The sequence below is a fragment of the Streptomyces sp. NPDC107562 genome (genome assembly GCF_055657325.1).
In genome coordinates this window covers 196,439-215,683 of sequence record NZ_JBVKBE010000003.1, presented here as the reverse complement: position 1 = coordinate 215,683, position 19,245 = coordinate 196,439, and the positions used below count along the sequence as shown (strand labels likewise).

Here is a 19,245-nt window from a genome sequence, read left to right as displayed (position 1 = left end):
GAGCGGCCGCTCCCGGCGTGGTGCGGGAGCGGCCGGCGGTGCGCGGGTCAGCGGCGGCCATGCCCGCCCGGGCCGCCGTCACCGTTCACGCCGTGGGTGTCGATGCGGTTGTTGCCCCGCTCGATCTCCTCGAGGTGGCGGTCGCGGGTGTCCTTCATCATCCGGACCTGACCGACCGTGGCGTCCGTGATGCCCACGAGCGCGTCGCGGATGGACATCATGGTCTCCTTGGTCGTCTGCCGCTCCTTCTGCTCCTGCGGCTTGGCCTTCTCGGCGAACTCGCCCTCCGTGCCCGGCCACCGGACGGTGGGCGCCAGTTCGTCGAGGAACTCCTCGGTGATGCTGCCGGCCAGGTCGCCGATCTCCTCCAGCTGCCTCGCCAGGGCCTCGATGCGGTGTGGGTCGACGTAGTAGCGCTGTCCCATCGTCAGTCCTCCCCGTCCTCGCCGAGCGCGTCCCGCCAGGCGGGGGGCGCCTGGTCCTCGCGTTCCGTGTCCTCGTCGTCCTCGCGCAGCACCTCGGGGCCGAAGATCCGCTCCCAGTCCAGCTCGAAGCCCTTGAGCTCCGGTACGTCGGCGCTGGGCTCGGTGAAGGGCGCCATCGCCTTCATCACGTGCCGGTTCATCTTCAAGCGCGCCGCGTTCGCCGCCTCCAGGACGCTGGCGGCCAGCTCCTGGGGGGACATGTCGCGGTACTTGTGCTCCAGGAACTCGATCCCGGCCAGTTCGCCCTGCGGGCCCACGGTGGCGCGGACCGCGCGGTCGGAGGAGAGCACCGCGAACGACGCCTGTCGCAGCTCCCGTTCGGTGCGCGCGACCGCTTCCTGGGCGGCCTGGAGCTCGGCCATGGCCTTCTCCAGGCGCTTCTCCAGCGGTTCCGTCACGGCGCTCCCGCCCCTCTCCGTCGGTCTCCGTCGGTCTCTGTCGATCTCAGTCGGTCTCCGTCAACTGTCGTGCTGATCCTGCCTGGTGGGGGCACGGTCGCGAAAGCCGGGGCCGGGTGGGATACGTCTCCGCGCGGCACTCATCGTCCGATGACGGCCGGGGTGCCGCCCTCCTCGGTCCCCCACACGTCCGCGTCCTCCTCGAGGTAGTCCGCGGAACTGGTCGCCCTGCGGCCCGGCTCCGCCTCCTCCTCGGGGGAGTCGCCGCCCGTGGTCGCCACCCGGGAGGCCGGGGTCAGGAAGGTGTCGGAGTCCTCCTGGCGGTTCCACGGGTTGCGCCGCCTGCGGTTGCGCCGCTCGCTCTCCTCCGCCGCGTCGACCAGGACGGCACGTACGCGTTCGCCGTTGCCACGGTCGCCGCCGGCGCCCATGCCACCCGCGCCCATGCCGCCCATCGGCATGCCGGGGCTGCCGGGCATGCCGGGCGCGCCGGGGGCCCCTGCCATGGGGGCGAGCGGGGTGCCCGCGCCGCCGGAGGCACCGTCAGAGAGCGGTGCGGCACCGCCTCCCGCGACGCCGTCCGGCGAAAAGGCGTCCGTCCCGGACAGACCACCGCCGGTGGCACCGGTGCCGACGCTCCCGCCGAGACCCAGATCGGACGGGGACAGGTCCCGGGTGGTGGCGCCGTCGCCGCTCGGGCCGCCCAGGCCGCCGAGGCTCTCGAGGTCGAGGTCGGGTGAACCGTCCCGGCCTCCGGACGAGTTGAGGTCGTGCAGGTTCACCGTCTCCGTGTTGCCCTGCGGGTCGGTGACGGTGGCGATGCCGGTGTCCGGGTCGATGACCTGGGTGCTGCCGTCGGGGAAGGTGGTGGTCAGCCGGCCGTTGTCGAGGACGGTGGTGGAGCCGTCCGCATTGGTCACCTTCGCGCCGTGGGTGAGGTCCGTCGTCGTCGTGGACCCGTCGGCGTCGGTGGTCGTGAGCAGCCCGGTGTCCGGGTCGAAGACGGCCCTGCTGCCGTCCGCGAAGGTGGTGGCGAAGTCGTCGCCCACCAGCTCGGTCCGCCCACCGGTCGGGGTCTCCAGCACGTCCTGGTCGCTGTTGAGATCCCCGAGGTCGCCGAGGTCTCCCAGGTCGCCGTCGGACTGCGTCGGCAGATCGAGGTCGAGGTCGCCCAGGTCGCCGAAGCTGTTCCGGCTGTTGAGGTCGCCGAGGCTCCCGAGGTTCTCCGTGGTGGTGGTGCCGTCCGGGTCGGTGGTCGTGGTCTGCCCCGTGGCGGGGTCGACGGTCTGCGTGGTGCCGTCGGGGAACGTCGTCGTCAGCTTGCCGTCGTCACCCAGCGAGGTCACCGACCCGTCCGGGTTGGTCACCTTGACGCCGTCACCCAGATCCGTCGTGGTGGTCGAACCGTCCGGATGCGTGGTCGTCAGCGTCCCGCTGTCGGGATCGAAGCTGGTGCTGCTGCCGTCCGGGAAGTCGGTGGTGAGCTTGCCGTCGTTGAGCTGGGTGCTGCCGCCGGTCGGGGTCCTGAGGGGGCCGCCGCCGACGTTCAGGGGGCCGAGGTTGCCCAGGTCCGTGGTGGTCGGGGGCTGGTCCGTCAGGGACTGCCGGCCGTCGCCGAGGTCGCCGGGGCTCTCGGTGACCACGTTGTTCGAGCCCAGCAGGTCGTCGAGGCTCCCGAGGTTCTGCTCGGTGACCGCGTTGGGGTCGTTGAGGCCGCCGAGGCTCTCCTGCATGACCCTGGCCTGCTCCTCGCGCAGCTCGTCCTGGTACTTCCGGTCCTCCTCGCGCTGCTGGTTCTGCTCGTTGCGCAGGTCCTCCTGGAGTCGCTTCTCCTCCTCGCGTTGCTGGTTCTGCTCCTCACGCAACTCGTCCTGGTACTTCTTGTCCTCCTCGCGCTGGCGGTTCTGCTCCTCACGCAGCTCCTCCTGGTACTTGCGGTCCTCCTCGCGCTGGCGCTCCTGCTCCGCGCGCAGCTCGTCCTGGTACTTGCGGTTCTCCTCGTTCTGCCGGTTGATCTCCTCCTTCTCCTCCTCCAGCTGCTTCTTCTCGTACTCCTCCGAGGCCGTACTGGTCGACTTCGGCTTGGGCACGTTGTCGGAGAAGTCGTCACCCAGGTCGAGGAAGTGGTTGTTCAGGGCCGACTGCACCTGGGCGGCGGGCTTGCCCAGGAACTCGTCGACGCCCTGGCTCCAGATCTTCACGGCCTTGTCGCCGACCTTCGCCCAGTTCGCGATGTCGGTGAGGTCGCCGTACTCGGGGTGCACCTGGGAGAAACCGGCCTGCGGGCTGTGGCCGACGGTCGTGGTGTAGCGGGTGCTGGTCGACTTGATGTCGGTCTTGGCGACGTTGTTGGCGTCCACCCACTGGGCGAGGTCGTCGAGGACGTAGCGCAGCACCTGGTGCGGGTCGTAGTAGGGGGACTTGGCCCAGGCCAGCCAGGCCTCCAGCAGCTTGGTGGCGGAGTCCTCCAGGTACTTGCGGCCCAGCGAGAGGGCGCGCGAGTAGACCGTGTTGCCGGTGCCGGTCTCGCTGCCGGAGCCGGGGTTCTGGTTGAAGGTCTCCACGTAACTGTCGTAGTTCTCGCGGATCTTCTTCAGCAGGATGCGGAAGACCTCGGCCGCCTCGCCCTTCCAGCTCGCGTCGTCCCGACCGAAGCGGTCCTCCCAGTCCTTCAGCACCACCGCGTGGTCCTTGAAGAACTTGGCGGCGAAGTCGAAGGACTCGCCGGTGGTGGTGAAGGACTTCAGGTCCACCACGTCGGCCCCGGGCGCGCCGAGGTTGCTGAAGCGGGCGTCCGCCGTGCTGCCGCCCAGCAGGGCCAGGAGCGCCGCCCGCGGCCCGTTCATGTACCGGGCGAGCGGGATGGTGCTCATCTTGTCCTTGTTGTAGTCCGTGAACTCGTTGCCCTCACGGACCTGGGCGTCGTGGACGTTGTCCGAGCCCGGACCGGCGAAGATGATCTCCTCGCCGACCTTCACACGGCCCTCGAAGACGATGCGGGCCTGCATGATCGAGCGCTTCTTGCCGCTGTCGAAGAACCAGATGTCGTAGTCCTCGCCCTTGTTCGTCAGGAACCCGGAGTCCTTGACGAGCAGGGAGAGGCTGCGCTCGGGGATGTCCATCCGGAACAGCTTGCCGCCGTGTTCGGAGCGGAGCGTGTCGAAGATGGTGTTGCGGTCCGGCACCGGATAGCCGGTGATGTGGGTGACCAGGGTGGCCCAGGTGTCGGTCGACGGGTCGCCTGCGTTGTCGAACTTGTCGAGGTTTGCGGCGGAGTTGGGATCGTACCGATCTGGCACCGGGCTTCCTTTCTGGTCGGTGGGTCAGGACTCGTCGTCCGGGTCGCCGGTGCTGCCGGCGGTGAGGGTGTCGACCTCGTCGAAGGTCTGGAGGAGTGTCTGCGCGTCGATCGCGCCGAGATTCTTGTCCTTGGTCTTGTTGGCCTCTTCGATGGTCTCCGTGAGGGCCTCCTTGAGCTCCTTGAAGAGCTCCATCTGGTCACCGAGCAGCTTGTCGATGGCCTCGGCCGCGGCACGGATGTCCTCGATCAGCTTCGGACCCGAGACCAGGGGTTCGGTGACCATCCGGCCGATGCGCAGGAGTTGCTTGTCCTGAGCGAGGTTCTCGGGCGTGGTGTGTCCGTCGATGAGGTGGCCGAGCGGGCGGATGTGCGCGCCGTCGCCCTCCTCGCGGTGCTTCTTCGCGGCGGTGTGGACGGGCTGTACCTCGTTGTCCCGGAAGTTCTCCATCTGCTTGAGGTCGAAATGCTTGACGTCGGCCTTCTCACCGGCCATGGGACGCTCTCCTGCCGCTTGGTGCCGGACGGGGATACGGGGGTGGCCGGCGGCCGCCCCGGGGGGCGACGGCCGGCCGGTGCGCCGGTCGGGCACACCGGGGTCGATCCGGAGCCCGCGCCCGCACGCCGACGTCCGGCACGTCTCCAACACGACGCCGGCGCCACCGAACGACGTCGGGACGCAGGCCCCGGACGAAACCGCTCGGGACACCGAGCCGGGCAAGACCGCTCGGGACACCGACCCGGGCGGGACAGCTCGGGACGCCGCCCGTACGGGACCGCTCGGGCCGCCGCCCGGACGGCACTGCTCGGAACGCCGACCCGGACGGGACCGCTCGGGACACCGACCCGGACAGAACCGCTCGGGACGCAGGGCCCCGCACGGAACCACTCGGGACACCGACCCGGACGGGACCGCTCGGGACGCAGGGCCCCGCACGGAACCACTCGGGACACCGACCCGGACGGGACCGCTCGGGACGCCGCCCGGACGGCGCTGCTCGGGACGCAGGGCCCCGCACGGAACCTTGGGACGCCGGCCCCGCACGGAGCCACTCCAGGTGTGGTGCCGCACGGTACTTCCGGCGTTGGCCCGGAAGGTACTTCTCGGGGCGAGGCACCGAAGGCACGCCCCGAAGCGCCGCGCCGGACGGCACTTCCTGGAACGACAGCCTCCGAAGGCCACTCCCCGGGGCGCGAGCCCAGGAGCCACTCCCTCAGCGCGAGCCCAGGTCCACTTCCTGGGGACGCGAGCCCGAAGGCCACTCCCCGGAGCGCGAGCTCGGAAGCCACTCCCCAGAGCGCGAGCCCACGAGCCGCCCCCCGGAGCGCAAGCCCGGACGTACCTCCCGAAGCCAAGCCCGGAAGCCACTCCCCCAAGCGCGAGCCCGGAAGCCACTCCCCCAAGCGCGAGCCCGGAAGCCCCCCAAGCGCGAGCCCCGACGTACCTCCCGAAGCGTGAGCCCGGAAGGTACTTGCCGGGCGGGGTGTCGGACGGGACTGTTCGGGTGTCGTCCCCGGGCGCGCGGCCGTACCCGCCGCGAGGAGCGGGTCGCGGACGCCGGTGCCGGGCCCCGCGAGGGGGCCCTCCGCCCCGCACAGGGGTGGCTGACCGCTCCGGCGATGCCTAGCGGGCCCGCACGCTCCCCCAGTTGTCGGCGCTCCTGCGCTCGTCGCGGGAGTGGTTGTCGTGAATGGTCTGGATCAGCTCGCCGTTGTCGCCGAGCAGCAGGGCCATGTTCTTGGTCGCCTGGTCCCACTCCGCCTGGACCTGGCGGTACGTCTCCTGGTCCGCGCCCTCCCAGGAGCTGACGAGCGGCTTCAGCTCGTCCTCCAGGTTGTTGAGGGTCGTGATGATCTGCTGGGTCTGCGCCATCAACTCCTCGATGGCGTTGCGGACCACGGGGTACTGCACGTCGATGATGCCGTCGGCCATGACGTCTCCTCTCGGAAGGGGGATCCGGCCGCGTCGCCGGAGCCGGTGCTGCGGGACGGGTCAGCGCAGCGCTTCGAAGACGCCCTGGCTGGTCTTGCTGTTGAGGACCTCGGTCAGGTCCTGGTTCTCCTGCGCCAGGCGGTTGGCGGAGGTCACGTTCTCCTGGAGCGCGTCGATCATCTTGCTGATCTGGACGACGACCTTCTGCGCCTCGGTGTTCCAGCTGCGGAAGAGCTTCAGCAGGGCCTGGCCCTCGTCGCCGCCGACACCCGAACGCGCGGCGATCTCGCCGACGTTGTTCTGGATCTTCTCGACCTGGTCACGGGCCGACTCCAGGGAGGAGACGCCCCCCAAGCCCTTGGCATAGTCCGCTTTCCTCGCGGCACTGTCCGCCATGTCGCGCTCCCTTCCTTCGGGCATGTCTCGTCACACCGTTGCTCGCTGAGGCTAAAGAGAAGCCGACGTTCCGCGCAACGCGTGCAGGGAAGATTTGAGCATCGGTCAGCTCGCTCCAGAATTCGTGCGTGGCAAGGGAGTTGTGCGGAGGTTTCCCCGGTATGAACAGCCGAGCTCGCCCGGCGGACACCGGGACACAACCCGTCCGGCGCGGCCCTGTGAGGCGGGCGGAAAACGGGCAGGCGCGGCACGAGAACGGGCATCGAGGAGCGCCCGCCCGGCATTGCGGGCGCTTCGGCGGGATTACGGCGCCGCGCCCGGTGGGGAATTCTGAGCTTTATTTGAGGTTCTCCGCCGGGCCCGATCCCGTGACCACTCGGCGGACTTCCCACCGTCGGCTCCGAGTTTGGCCGAATTACTCTCCTGCTGCCGTCCTTTTCCCTTTCTTCGGCACGGTATGCGGTCCTTGCCGTGATCAGCTCGCGGTGTCCGCCTTGTCCAGCTCGGCCGCCCCGGCGCTCCGCGCGCCGCCCGCCGGCTGTCCGGCGCCGCCGCACTCAGGGGCCGTGACTCTGGGCTCCGTGACGCCCGAGGCGGCGGAGGGGTCGAGGTCCGCGCCGGTCGGGAGGGCCGCGAGCAGCGGTGCCGGGACCGAGCCGATGTCCTCGGCCCCGTACCCGAGCGCGGCCAGCGAATCCTTGGCGGGGACGCGGTACTTCACGCCGTTCTCCGCGACCAGATAGGTGGTCCCGGCGTGCGCGGCGCCGCTGGCGTGCAGGGCCCTCACGAGGGCGCCGCGCCCTGGCCGTACCACCGTGGCGTCGACCGGGACGCAGGCCGGTTCGACCGGCGCTGCCGTGCCCTGCGCGACCGCGACCGGGGCGAGCCTGTTCAGCGGTACCAGCACCGACCTGATCCGGGCGCCGCCGTCGTCGCCGTCCACCTGCGCGCAGAGCGCCGTGCCGCGCGGCGCGGACTGCGGCAAGGGCGGCGCGTCCGGCAGCTCGGCGGAGCCTGCGGGGCCCGAGCCCTGCGCCCGGTGCTCGCGCAGCGCGTCCGCGCCCACCGTGCGTGCCGTGGGCGACCGTCCCTCGTAGGCGTCCTTCTGGGTGGCCGGGTCGCCCAGCACCAGGGCGGCGCCGAGCCGGGTCAGCGGCACCAGACCGTCCTTGCGCAGCAGGTGGTAGGTGCTGCCGCCGCCGGGCACGCTGACCTCGAAGAGCTGCCCGATCCGGCTGGCCTCACCGCCGATCTCGGGCCCTTCCTCGCCGCGTCCCACCACCTCCGGCGGCTTCAGCGCGGGCCCGGGGGCGAGCGCGTCGAGGAAGGCGGCCGACACCGGCATCGGCCGCTCGGAGCCGTAGCCGAGGGCGTTGCGGGCGTCGGACTCGCGGTCCAGCGGCAGCCTGCTGCCCCGCCACACCAGGTACTCGGTGTCGTCCGGCCCGCGCACCAGGAGTCCCCGGTCGCCGCCGATGCCGCGGGAGTCCAGGGGCGCGCCGGCGACCACGGTGGTGGCCCCCGGCTCGTCGACCCCGGTGTCCGCCACGGCGCCGGAGGTGTCGGGCAGCGCGCCGCCCGGACCCGTGACGCACAGGTGCCAGGGGCCGTCGTCGAGTTGGCCGGGGCCGGGCACGGTGTCGGGGGCGCCGGGGATGCCCGCCGGGGCGCCCACGGGGACGTCGCGCAGCGAGGCGGTGCCGACGTCCACGGTCTTCAGATCCGAGCCGCCGATCAGCCGCGCCGAGGCGTAGTTGCGCACCGGGTGCAGGACGCCGTCGGTGTCGGTCCACAGGTAGCGGGCGCCGGTGTCGTGGTTGACCACCAGGTGCTCGCCGTCGCGCCAGCTGTCGTTCCCGCCGGGCCGCAGCAGGCCGTAGACGGTGGCGCCCGCGCCGATCAGGACGGTGACCAGCACACCGAAGACCACGCCGCGGGTGGTGCGCCCGAGCGGGCTCTCCGGAGCGTCCGGGTCGGCCATCAGCAGGCCCGAGCTGAGCCTGCCCATCATGAAGCTGTGGGCGTGTACCTGGTCGCGTTTGGACTGCACGGCCTCTCCTCGATCCGTTCCTCTTGCCGGCGTGCGGGCGGGCTCAGCCGAACAGGCCGCGCAGCCAGCCGAAGAGCCCGGCCACCCACAGGCTCAGCGGCAGCAGCGCCACGGCGAGGCCGGTGTGCGCGATCTCCGCCGCGCGGCCCCAGTAGGGCAGCATCCGCCTGCCGGGCACCGTCCAGGCGGCGATGACCAGGGCGGCCGCGGCGCCCAGCAGCACCGCGAAGACCACGAGGCGTCCGTCGCCGTCGCTGTCCACCGCCCAGGCGCGGGCGAGCAGCAGCAGCCCCCAGACCCCGGGCACGGCCAGGGTCAGCCGCTGCCCGATGTGCACCAGGCCCCGGGAGTGCAGAAGCAGCAGCAGGCTCAGCGCGAGCGCGGTCAGCACCTCGGCCAGGTCCGGGTGTTCGGCGAGGACGACCAGCGCGCCCGCGGCGACGGTGCCGGTGGCCGCGAAGAGCGCGGTGACCCAGCGTCCGGCCAGTTCGGTCCGCTCGGCGACCTCGTCGCCCGCGTAGGGCTCGATCCCCTCCTGGAGCTGGCCGGCGGAGGAGGGCAGGGACGGCATCCGCATGCCGGCCAGCTTGAAGGCCAGGGGGGCGACCGCACCGGCCGCGAGCGCGACCACGGCCGCCACCAGCGCCACCGCGGCCGGCATGTCCAGGCCCGAGTAGCCGATCAGGGCCCCGGCGGTCGCGAGGGCCACCGAGACGACCGCGGTGGCGAGCAGGGCGGGCGCGCCGACCGCGGTGGCGGCCAGCGCGAGGACCGCGCCACCGGCGCCCGCGGCGCCCGCCGCGAGCAGCCGCGCGCCCACGACCTGTGCCGCGTCCGGCCCGGTGGGATCGCCGCCCGGCAGTACCCAGCCGGCGAGCGCGAGGCAGGGCGCGACCAGCAGTCCGAGCGCGGTCGCGGAGAGGCGGTCGCCGACGGCACGGCTGGCGGTGCCCGCGCCCGCGAGCAGCAGCAGCCCCGCCACGGCCGCGCAGGCGGCCCGGGTCGAGCCGGGCCCGGCGCCCGGCCGGAACACCAGCACCAGCGCGGCCACCACGGTCGCCACGGTGGTGCCCACCAGCAGGCCGCGCGCCGCCTCGGGGTGCCAGGTGTGCAGCTTGCGGCCCGCGGTGTCGGCTATCCCGTCCACCAGGTCGTCGAGCCTTGCCTCGGGCAGCGCCTCGGTGTGCGGGCGCAGATAGAGCACGTCCCCGTCGGCCAGCCCGGCGTGCGCGAGGGTGCTCTCCTCGTCGAGCGGGGCGTCACCGAGCCGCTGGAGCACCCAGCCGGCGTGGTCGAGCCCGGCCTCCTCGGCCTCCTCGCCGACGTAGCGCAGCAGCGTGGGCAGCAGATCGGCGACCGGCACGTCGGCGGGTACGGCCAGATCGACGGAGACGCTCGGCGCACGTACGGTCAGGCGGCACAGTTCGGCCACCGCACTGTCGGTCATCAGCTGAACTCTCGTCTTCGGTGGGGACTTTGACAGGAGGACTTCTCCGGGAGAGGGGCCGTGCGCGGAGTACGGAAGACCCGCGCGGCCTGGAACCGGGCGCTCGGACAAGGGAATTGCGTCCGTGCGCCCGGAAACCACCTCTCCCGCGTGGACAGGTCGCGTTACGTGAATGCAGACTACTGCCTACGCCCGCCGGATCGTGCTGCGGACCGGACTCCTCGTCCGGTATGCGGTTGAGTGCGGGGGGAGTTGACCGTCCCCCGCTTTCCGCTCACAACATTCATCCGGCGTTCACCGCGACGCCCGGGGCCCGCAGAATGGGCGCGGTGCGGTCTTTCCCGCTGCCGGGTGTGCCGGTATTCGACGCGGGCCGGAAAGCCAGTGAAACCGGAGGTTTCGTTCCTTGAGTGTGGTGCTGTTTCGCCGGCCGGCCCGCAGGCGCGGACCCGAGATGCCCGACGGGCAATTGACCCTCCAGGAGCCGCCGGTCCTCGCCGAGACGGTGCCCGACACCTCGGCGATATGGACCTATCTGCCGATGGCCCTGATGTCGGTGTCGATGATGCTGATGTTCCTGCGCCCGGGGGGCGGGAACGGCGTCTTCATGTATCTGGCGATGGGCGTCATGGCGCTCTCCGCCGGTGCCATGCTGCTGGGGCAGCTGATGCGGCGCTCCAGTGAGCGCAAGCAGCGCCTGAAGGGCGAACGCCGCGACTACCTGCGCTACCTGGCGCAGACCCGCAAGCGGGTCCGGGCCACCATCACGGAGCAGCAGCGGGCGCTCGCCTGGCGCCACCCGGAGCCCGCCTCGCTCCGCTCCCTGGCCCGCACCTCGCGGCTGTGGGAACGCCGCCCGGCCGACGAGGACTTCGGCGAGGTCCGGCTCGCCGTGGGCGAGCAGCAGCTCGCGCTCACCCTCAACCCGGTCTCCACCCGCCCGGTGGAGGACCTCGAACCGCTCTGCGCGCACGCCCTGCGCCGCTTCATCCGCGCCTACTCCACCATCCCCGAGCAGCCCCTCGGCCTCTATCTGCGCTCCTCGGCCCGCGTCCTGCTGCGCCCCGAGGAGCCCTCTGGCGAGGAGCCCGCCGCGCCGGGCGCCCCGTCGTCCGGGGACAGCGGGGAGGGCCGACCCGAGGACGTCGAGAACGTACGTGCCCTGGTGCGCGCCGTGCTCGGTCAGCTCGCGGTGTTCCACGCACCCGAGGAGCTGTGGCTCGCGGTGTGTGTGAGCGACGAGCGGCGGTCCGACTGGGAGTGGGTCAAGTGGCTGCCGCACGCACTGCACCCGCACGAGGAGGACGGGGCCGGTCAGGTCCGCCGGATCACCGCCGACCTCACCGAACTGGACGATCTGCTCGGCGCGGAGTTCGCCGAGCGTCCCGGCTTCGACCCGGACGCCCGCCCCGGCCGCGACGAGCCGTACACGGTCGTCGTCCTGGACGGCGTGACCGTGCCCGAGGGGCACCGGTGGGAGGGCCACGGCTATCGCAACGCCCTGGTCCTCGACGTCTCGGGTGCGCTGCGCTGGCGGCCCGGCCGCAACACCCTGCGGCTGACCGTCGGCGCGGACCAGGTGAACCTGGTGCGTACCGACCGCAGCCGCAAGGAACGCTCGGTGCCGCTCGGCCGGCCGGACCGGCTCGGCCCGCTCGGCGCGGAGTCGCTGGCCCGGCTGCTGACCGCCCGCCGGATGAGCCTGGGCACGGACATCGCGCAGCCGCTGGACACCGACGTCGAGCTGACCACCCTGCTCGGCATCCCCGACCTGCACCGGCACGATCCGGCCACCCTCTTCGCCCGGCACACCGGTTCGGCCCGGCTGCGGGTGCCGATCGCGGTCGGGGTGGACGGCCGCCCGATGGAACTCGACATCAAGGAGTCCGCGCAGGGCGGCATGGGCCCGCACGGCATGCTGATCGGTGCCACCGGCTCCGGCAAGAGCGAGCTGCTGCGCACCCTCGTCCTCGGCCTCGCCCTGACCAACTCCTCCGAGACCCTCAACTTCGTCCTCGTCGACTTCAAGGGCGGCGCCACCTTCCTCGGCCTGGAGGAGCTCCCGCACACCTCCGCCGTCATCACCAACCTCGCCGACGAGGTCGCCCTGGTGGAGCGCATGCAGGACGCCCTGCACGGCGAACTCATCCGCCGCCAGGAACTGCTGCGCGCCGCCGGCAACTACACCTCCGCCCTGGAGTACGAGCGAGCCCGCGCCGCCGGCACCGACCTCACCCCGCTGCCCAGCCTGTTCGTGGTGGTCGACGAGTTCAGCGAACTCCTCTCCGCGCACCGGGAGTTCATGGACCTGTTCGTGATGATCGGGCGCCTCGGCCGCTCCCTCGGCGTGCATCTGCTGCTGGCCTCGCAGCGCCTGGACGAGGGCCGCATGCACCAGCTGGAGAGCCATCTGTCGTACCGCATCGGCCTGCGCACCTTCTCCGCCATGGAGAGCCGCGGCGTGCTCGGCGTGCCGGACGCCTACGAACTGCCGGCCCAGCCGGGCAGCGGCTACCTCAAGTCGGGCGTGGAGGCCCTGACCCGGTTCCGCGCCGCGTACTCCTCGGGCACGTACCGGCGCCGCACCGGCGCGGTGGTGCAGGCCCGGGTGGCCAGCCAGGTGGTGCCGTGGACCAGCGGCTGGGTGGTGCCGCGGACGCTGGAGCCGTCGTCCGAGCCGGAGCCCGAGCCCGAGAAGACCGGGGAGAGCGGGGACGAGGAGACCCTGCTCGACGTGGCGCTCGACCGGCTGCGCGACTCGGGCCCGGCCGCCCACCAGGTGTGGCTGCCGCCGCTGGACGAGCCGTCGCCGCTGGACGCCCTGCTGCCCGGCATCGCCCCCGACCCCGGGCGTGGCCTCACCGCGGCCGGCTGGGCCGGCAACGGCAGGCTGCGGGTCCCGGTGGGCCTGGTGGACAAGCCCTTCGAGCAGCGCCGCGACCCGCTGATCGTGGATCTCTCCGGGGCCGGCGGCCATGTCGCGATCGCGGGCGGCTCCCAGAGCGGCAAGTCCACCCTCGCCCGCACGCTGATCGCCGCCCTGGCCCTCACCCACACCCCGGCTGAGATCCAGTTCTACTGCCTCGACTTCGGCGGCGGCGGCCTCTCGCAGCTCGCCGGGCTCCCGCACGTCGGCGGTGTCGCGGCGCGGCTCAACCCGGAGCGGGTGCACCGGGCCGTCGCCGAGGTGATGACGCTGCTCGCCCGCCGCGAGCAGTTCTTCGTGGACCACACCCTCGACTCCATGCAGTCCTACCGCCGCCGCCGGGCCGCCGGGGAGTTCCCCGACGAGCCCTTCGGCGACGTGTTCATGGTGGTGGACGGCTGGTCCACGGTCCGCCAGGACTACGACGACCTGGTCCCGAAGTTCAACGAACTCGCCGCCCGCGGCCTGAACTACGGCATCCACCTGCTCATCACCACGACCCGCTGGGTGGAGCTGTCCGCGCAGGTCCGCGACCAGGCCGCCACCCGCCTGGAGTTGCGGATGGGTGACCCGATGGACTCCGAGATCGACACCCGCAAGGCCCGCTCGGTGCCGCGCAGCGGCGGTCGCGGCATCACCGCCGACAGCAAGATGCACTTCCTGGCCGGTCTGCCGCGCCTCGACGGCAGCGGTTCCCTCGACGACCTCGGCGAGGGCGTGGCCCATCTGGTCGGCGAGGTCGCCAAGCACTGGTCCGGTCCGGCCGCACCGCCGGTACGGATGCTGCCGCACCGGCTGCCGCTCGCCGAACTCCCCGCGCCCGAGGCCACCGAGGGCGGCGGCCTGCGGCTGCCGCTCGGCATCGACCAGGACGCCCTCGAACCGGTGTGGCACGACTTCAGCCGCACCCCGCACCTGATCGTGGTCGGTGACACCGAGAGCGGCAAGACCAATCTGCTGCGCCGCATCACCGAGGGCGTCACCGCCCGTTACGCCCCGAACGAGGCGAAGATCATCGTGGTGGACTACCGCCGCACGCTGGTCGACGCCGTCCCGGAGGAGTACCGCATCGGGCACGTGATCTCCCTGGACAACCTCAAGGAGACCGTCGAGGGCGCGGCGCGCGCGCTCAAGACCCGCGTCCCGGGCGCGGACATCGCCCCCGCCCGGATGCGTCGGTGCGACTGGTGGACCGGCCCGCGGCTGTTCATCCTGGTCGACGACTACGACATGGTCTCCGGCAACTCCTTCCAGAGCCCCTTCGAGCCGCTCTTCGAGCATCTGACGCTCGGCTTCGAGATGGGCCTGCACCTGATCGTCGCCCGCAGCGCCATGGGCGCGGGACGGGGCCTCAGCGACGCGCTGATCCGCCGTATGGACGAGGCGAACAACCCGGCCGTGCTGCTGTCCTGCCCGCCCACCGAGGGCCGCCTGTTCGGCAACGCGAAGCCCCTCAACCTGCCGCCCGGCCGCGCCCTGCACATCGCCCGGCGCAAGTCCCGCCTGATGCAGACGGCGCTGGTGGAGGACGGCCCGCAGGGAGCCTGACGGAGCGGAAAGTCCGGGCGGGGGCCACCTGAGGTGGCCCCCGCCCGTTTGCTACGTCACCGTCGCCCCACGCGGCTCAGTCCTCGCCCGCGCCCGCCGGACGCCAGCCTCGGGAGCGGGCCCTCGGGAGCGTGAACGCGGCCCAGAGGACGGCGAGTACGGCTGCCGACCCGAGGAGGACGAAGAGGGTGGCGCGGCCGGTGGCACGGTCGGCGCCGGAGGTGTCGCGGACGGCCACCGGGTCCGCGGCGCGCTCGGCACCGGCGCGCCCGCCCGCGTCGCCGAGGACCGTGGTCACCGCGGCGTAGGCGTCCAGCTGGGGGATGTCGGCGGGGTAGGCGGTGGCGGTCAGGCGGCGCACCACGGTCTCGGGCGAGTCCTCGGGGTGGGCGGCCCGGACCACCGCGGCGGCGCCGGCGGCGTAGGCCGTCGCCACCGAGGCACCGGCCCCGAGGTAGTGGCCGTCGCCGCGCGGGCCCCCGGAGACCACCCCGGCGCCGGGCGCGGCCAGGTCGACACCGGTGGTCGGCAACGCGCCGTCCGGGCGGACGCCGCCCGGCAGCATGTCGGCGACGGAGAGGACGCCGGGCTCGCCCGCCGGCCAGTAGACACGGGACGGGATCTCGTCGGTACCGCCCCGTGACGGCGGGTCAGGGGTGGCCGCGGCGAGGACCACGGCGCCCGCGCGGCGCGCCTGCGCGACCGCGTCGGTCAGCGCCGCGTCCCGGTCCGGCAGCGCCACCGTGACCGCGATCACCTCGGCCCCGGCCGCGGTGGCCGCCCGCAGCGCGTCGGCGACCAGGTCCGCGCCGGCCCGACCGCGCGGGTCGGTGCCGCGCAGGGCCAGGATTCTCGCGCCCGGCGCGATCCCGGCGAGGCTCGGGCTGTCCCCGCCCGTTCCGGCGATCAGGCCGGCCAGGAAGGTGCCGTGTCCGACACAGTCGTCGGCCGCCTCGCCCTCGGCGGTGACCCGCCCGTCGAGGCCGGCGGCGCCCGGGGCGACACCGGTGTCGATCAGCGCGACGGTCACGCCCGTGCCGGTGCCGTGCCCGCGCAGCCGGTCCAGGTCGAGGCGCTGGCGGGACCAGTCCTGCTTATGTGCCTGCGCGCGGGAAGCGGCGGTGCACGCCACCTGGTCGGCCTCGGGATCGAGCGCGGAGGGCATGCCGGGCAGTTCCTGGCCCTTCTTGCCGTCGGCCACGGGCGGGCCCGCGGGCGCCGCGTGGGCCGGTGCGGCCACCGGCAGCAGCAGGGCGGTGGCCAGACCGGCCCCGGACAGCAGACGGGCCGCCCCGAGGGCGCGCGGGCTCATCGGGGGGCCGCCTTCGGGGCCGCGGCCGGGACGTCCTCGGGGATCAGGATGCGCAGGTCGTCCAGGGTCGGCGCGGACAGCGAACCGAGCCGTCCCGCCTGGCGGGTGACCATCGCCTCGACCACCTGGCGGGCGAGGCGGGCGTTGCCGAACGAACGGTCCCGCGGCATCGCGTCGAAGTACTCCTTGAGCAGCGGGCCGGTGCCGGGTCCGCACTCGTAGCCCATGCTCGTGGCCTGGGAACGCACGATGGTGACCAGTTCCTCGGAGGTGTAGTCGGCGAAGCCGATCCGGCGCGGGAAGCGGGAGGACAGGCCCGGGTTGGAGGCCAGGAAGCGCTCCATCTCGTCGGTGTAACCGGCGACGATGACGACCACCTCGTCGCGGTGGTCCTCCATCAGCTTCAGCAGCGTGTCCACCGCCTCCTGGCCGAAGTCGGCGCCGCCCCCGCGCGGGGTGAGCGTGTACGCCTCGTCGATGAACAGCACGCCGCCCCGGGCCCGTTCGAAGACCTCGCGGGTGAGCTGGGCGGTGTGGCCGATGTAGCGGCCGACCAGGTCGGCGCGGGCCGCCTCGACGAGCTGCCCGCGGTCGAGGATGCCGAGCTGCGTCAGGATCTCGCCGTAGAGGCGGGCCACGGTGGTCTTGCCGGTGCCGGGCGGACCGGTGAAGACCAGGTGGTGGCTGAGCGAGGGCACCGGCAGCCCGGCCGCGGCACGGTGGCGGGCGGTGGTGATCAGATTGACCAGGTCCGCCACGTCGCGCTTCACCTCGGCCAGGCCGATCATGTCGCCGAGGCGGGTCAGCGGGTCGTCCTGCGGGGTGGACTCCGCGGCCTTCGCGGCGGTGGCGGAGACGTCCTCCGGCAGCAGCAGCCGCAGATCGTGCTCGCCGACCTGCGACTGGGCCGCGAGCCGGACCGCCTGCCGGTCCACCATCTCCTCGAACACGCCGCGCGCGGCACGGCCGTTGCCGAAGCCCGCGTCCCGCGGCATCGCCTCGAAGTGCGCGGCCAGCGCCGCCGCGGTGCCCTCCCCCAGCTCGTACTGGTGCTGGGCGCACATGTTCTCCATGATGGCGACCAGTTCGGGCACGGAGTAGTTCTCGAACTCGACGGTCCGCGAGAACCGGGACGCCAGACCCGGGTTGGAGCCGAGGAAGGAGTCCATCTCTCGCGAGTAGCCGGCCGCGACCACCACCACGTCGTCGCGGTGGTCCTCCATCAGCTTCAGGAGCGTGTCCACCGCCTCCCGGCCGAAGTCGGCGCCGCCGTTGCCGCTGTCCGCCGCGAGCGTGTACGCCTCGTCGATGAACAGCACGCCGCCGAGCGCCCGTTGGAAGGTCTCGGTGGTCTTGATCGCCGTACCGCCGACGACCTGGGCGACCAGGTCGGCGCGTGAGACCTCCACCAGGTGGCCGCTGCGCAGGGAACCGAGCTCGGCGAGGATGGAGCCGTAGAGGCGGGCGACGGTGGTCTTGCCGGTGCCGGGCGGCCCGGCGAAGATCAGATGCCGGCTCATCGGCGGTGCGGACATGCCGAGTTGCTCCCGGCGCTGGGCGAGCTGGGTGAGGTTGACCAGCGTGCGCACCTGCTGCTTGACGTTCTCCAGGCCTATCAGCGCGTTGAGGGCGCCGAGCGGGCCGTCCGCGCGGTCCGGCGGGGGCGTGTCCGCGGCGCCGGAGCCGGCCGGGTCGGTGTTCTCGGCGCTGCCGGTGCCCCAGGCGTCCCGCTTGCCGTTGCCGGTGCTGTTCAGGCCGTCCACGGCCAGCCGCTCGCCGGGCACGGTCTGCACCAGGCCGCCGCCCTCGTTCTCCCGGGCGAGGCAGTTCACGAGCGAGACCGGTGCGGTGGACTCCACCCGGAAACCGTCCTGGGCGCCGCCGCTGACCTCGCAGCCGCTGAGCGAGGCCAGCGCGCCCTCGCGGAGCAGGAAGCCGTGGCCCCGGGCGGCGTGCACCGTGGTCCGGTTGGCGGTCAACTCGCCGCCGGAGGCCACCACCACGCCCTCCTCGCCGGACGTCTCGACGCGGAAGTCGCGGACGGTGACGTTGCCGCCGTCCTCCACGAGCAGTCCGTTGCCCGCGGAGTCGGACACCCCGCCACCGGCCAGGTAGAGGGTGCTGCCGGAGGCCACGCGCACGCCGGCGCCCTTGGGGCGGACGATCTCGCAGTCCTCGGCACGGCCCCGGGCGTCCTTGCCGGCCGCGATGCCGTCGCCGGCGGGCTCCACCAGCCGGGCGCGGCGCAGCAGCGGGTTGGCGCCCGCGCGCACGGCGACCGCGGGCGCGCCGCCGATCACCTCAAGACGGTCGAGCTCCGGCGCCGAGTCCTCCTCCAGGAGCAGCCCGGCCTGTTCGCAGTCGCGGACCGTCAGGCCGGTCAGCGCCGGGGAGGCGGCCCCGGCGACCCGCAGCGCCGCGCCCTGGGCGCCGTCCACCCAGCAGTCCTCGAAGGTGCCGCGCGCCCGGTCGGTGACCAGGACGCCGTGCCCTCGGGTGCGCGAGACACGGCAGCGGCGCAGCACCGGGTCGGTGCCGCCGGCCAGCGCGAGCCCGTTGCCGGAGGCGCCGGTGACGCGGACGTCCTCCAGCGTCGTACGGCCCCCGCTGCTCAGGTGCACGCCGGTACTGGTGTCGTGCACCACGGTGCGGATCACCGTGAGGGCGCAGTTCTGTTCGAGCGCGATGGAGGGCTTGTCGGTGGAGGAGATGTCGCAGTCCTCGACGGTGCCGCGGGACTCGCCGTTGGCGAGCAGCCCGTTGCCGCGGGCGTCGCGCACCGTGCAGCCGCGCATGCGGGCCTCGCCCTGCTCGGCGAGGACCAGACCGCTGGTGCCAAGGTGTTCCAGCGTGCAGGACTCCACGGTGGTGGGCGTGGTCGAGGTGACCACGATGCCGGCGCCCTGCGGGTTGCTCACCCGGCAGTCGCGCAGCGCGAGGGAACCGGTGCCCCCGGCCAGCATCGCCGTCCAGGCGGCGCCGACGACCTCGCAGCCGTCGAGCGCGGCCTGTCCGCGCCGCACGTCCACGGCGGGCAGCTCGGCGTCGCCGCCGCGCAGGGTCAGTTCGGAGAGCATTACGGCGTCGGCGCGCAGCGCGAGCACACTGCCCGAGCGCGGCCGGATCTCGACCGTCCCGCGCCCCTCGGCGGCGGTGAGGGTGACCCTGGTGTGGATCACCAGGTTCTCCGCGTACGTCCCGGGCCGCACGCTGATCAGCGCGCCGGTACGGGCGGCCGCGAGTGCCTCACCGATCGTCCGGAAGCGGTCCCGGTCCCCCGGACCGACCGTGAGTACCTGGCGCGACACGCACCAACCTCCTTGCTAGGGCGGCGTCTTCAACGGGCGCGCCCCCGGTCGCCCGGGGGCTCGTGTCGGCGAGCCGACGGTGCCCATCATGCCCCGCGCCGGAGGGCGGGCGGTCGCCGGGAGCGATGCTTTTGGCCTGCGGGC

Annotated in this window: 11 protein-coding genes; 1 reads left to right on the top strand and 10 read right to left on the bottom strand. The window is 73.0% G+C overall.

All coding sequences use genetic code 11. From position 1 onward, the window contains the following. Positions 1-47 precede the first annotated feature (47 nt). The 8 genes from ACZ7LV_RS11325 to eccD form a co-directional block, all read right to left on the bottom strand. Positions 48-425, bottom strand: a complete 378-nt coding sequence (locus tag ACZ7LV_RS11325) for a hypothetical protein (RefSeq protein ID WP_385376205.1) — start codon at positions 423-425, stop codon at positions 48-50. Between the two features lie 2 nt (positions 426-427). Beyond that, complete coding sequence (locus ACZ7LV_RS11320) at positions 428-883, bottom strand: YbaB/EbfC family nucleoid-associated protein (RefSeq protein WP_471938114.1); 456 nt, start codon at positions 881-883, stop codon at positions 428-430. A 140-nt stretch (positions 884-1,023) separates the two neighbouring features. Beyond that, positions 1,024-4,182 carry an AAWKG family protein gene (locus tag ACZ7LV_RS11315; protein WP_471938112.1) on the bottom strand — a complete coding sequence of 1,053 codons (3,159 nt, stop codon included), beginning with the start codon at positions 4,180-4,182 and terminating at the stop codon, positions 1,024-1,026. 24 nt (positions 4,183-4,206) lie between these two features. Then, positions 4,207-4,677 (bottom strand): type VII secretion system-associated protein, encoded by a 471-nt coding sequence (locus ACZ7LV_RS11310; RefSeq protein WP_471938110.1) that lies wholly within the window; start codon positions 4,675-4,677, stop codon positions 4,207-4,209. Positions 4,678-5,805: 1,128 nt separating this feature from the next. Continuing rightward, the gene (locus ACZ7LV_RS11305; RefSeq protein ID WP_385376217.1) at positions 5,806-6,114 is read right to left on the bottom strand and encodes a WXG100 family type VII secretion target; all 309 of its coding nucleotides are present in this window, start codon (positions 6,112-6,114) and stop codon (positions 5,806-5,808) included. Positions 6,115-6,174: 60 nt separating this feature from the next. After that, positions 6,175-6,510, bottom strand: coding sequence for a hypothetical protein (locus ACZ7LV_RS11300; protein WP_401678772.1), 336 nt, complete (start codon positions 6,508-6,510; stop codon positions 6,175-6,177). A gap of 475 nt (positions 6,511-6,985) precedes the next feature. Further along, complete coding sequence (gene eccB, locus ACZ7LV_RS11295) at positions 6,986-8,560, bottom strand: type VII secretion protein EccB (RefSeq protein ID WP_471938108.1); 1,575 nt, start codon at positions 8,558-8,560, stop codon at positions 6,986-6,988. Between the two features lie 43 nt (positions 8,561-8,603). Then, the gene (gene eccD, locus ACZ7LV_RS11290) at positions 8,604-10,007 is read right to left on the bottom strand and encodes a type VII secretion integral membrane protein EccD (protein ID WP_471938106.1); all 1,404 of its coding nucleotides are present in this window, start codon (positions 10,005-10,007) and stop codon (positions 8,604-8,606) included. 454 nt (positions 10,008-10,461) lie between these two features. Between eccD and eccCa the strand changes: the two genes are divergently transcribed. Beyond that, on the top strand, positions 10,462-14,481 hold the full coding sequence (gene eccCa, locus ACZ7LV_RS11285) for a type VII secretion protein EccCa (RefSeq protein WP_471938104.1): 4,020 nt from the start codon (positions 10,462-10,464) through the stop codon (positions 14,479-14,481). A gap of 76 nt (positions 14,482-14,557) precedes the next feature. Here eccCa and ACZ7LV_RS11280 read toward each other — a convergent pair whose 3' ends face one another. Both ACZ7LV_RS11280 and ACZ7LV_RS11275 read right to left on the bottom strand, forming a co-directional pair. Next, the gene (locus ACZ7LV_RS11280) at positions 14,558-15,793 is read right to left on the bottom strand and encodes a S8 family serine peptidase (RefSeq protein ID WP_471938102.1); all 1,236 of its coding nucleotides are present in this window, start codon (positions 15,791-15,793) and stop codon (positions 14,558-14,560) included. After that, the gene (locus tag ACZ7LV_RS11275) at positions 15,790-19,101 is read right to left on the bottom strand and encodes a right-handed parallel beta-helix repeat-containing protein (protein WP_471938100.1); all 3,312 of its coding nucleotides are present in this window, start codon (positions 19,099-19,101) and stop codon (positions 15,790-15,792) included. Before ACZ7LV_RS11275 ends, ACZ7LV_RS11280 begins: the two co-directional genes overlap by 4 nt. Between the last annotated feature and the right edge of the window lie 144 nt (positions 19,102-19,245).

What these genes read in the sequence shown, in the direction of transcription:
- ACZ7LV_RS11325 (WP_385376205.1), bottom strand. Translation starts at nt 425, where the DNA reads ATGGGACAGCGCTACTACGTCGACCCACACCGCATCGAGGCCCTGGCG.
- ACZ7LV_RS11310 (WP_471938110.1), bottom strand. Translation starts at nt 4,677, where the DNA reads ATGGCCGGTGAGAAGGCCGACGTCAAGCATTTCGACCTCAAGCAGATG.
- ACZ7LV_RS11305 (WP_385376217.1), bottom strand. Translation starts at nt 6,114, where the DNA reads ATGGCCGACGGCATCATCGACGTGCAGTACCCCGTGGTCCGCAACGCC.
- ACZ7LV_RS11300 (WP_401678772.1), bottom strand. Translation starts at nt 6,510, where the DNA reads ATGGCGGACAGTGCCGCGAGGAAAGCGGACTATGCCAAGGGCTTGGGG.
- eccD (WP_471938106.1), bottom strand. Translation starts at nt 10,007, where the DNA reads ATGACCGACAGTGCGGTGGCCGAACTGTGCCGCCTGACCGTACGTGCG.
- eccCa (WP_471938104.1), top strand. Translation starts at nt 10,462, where the DNA reads ATGCCCGACGGGCAATTGACCCTCCAGGAGCCGCCGGTCCTCGCCGAG.
- ACZ7LV_RS11280 (WP_471938102.1), bottom strand. Translation starts at nt 15,793, where the DNA reads ATGAGCCCGCGCGCCCTCGGGGCGGCCCGTCTGCTGTCCGGGGCCGGT.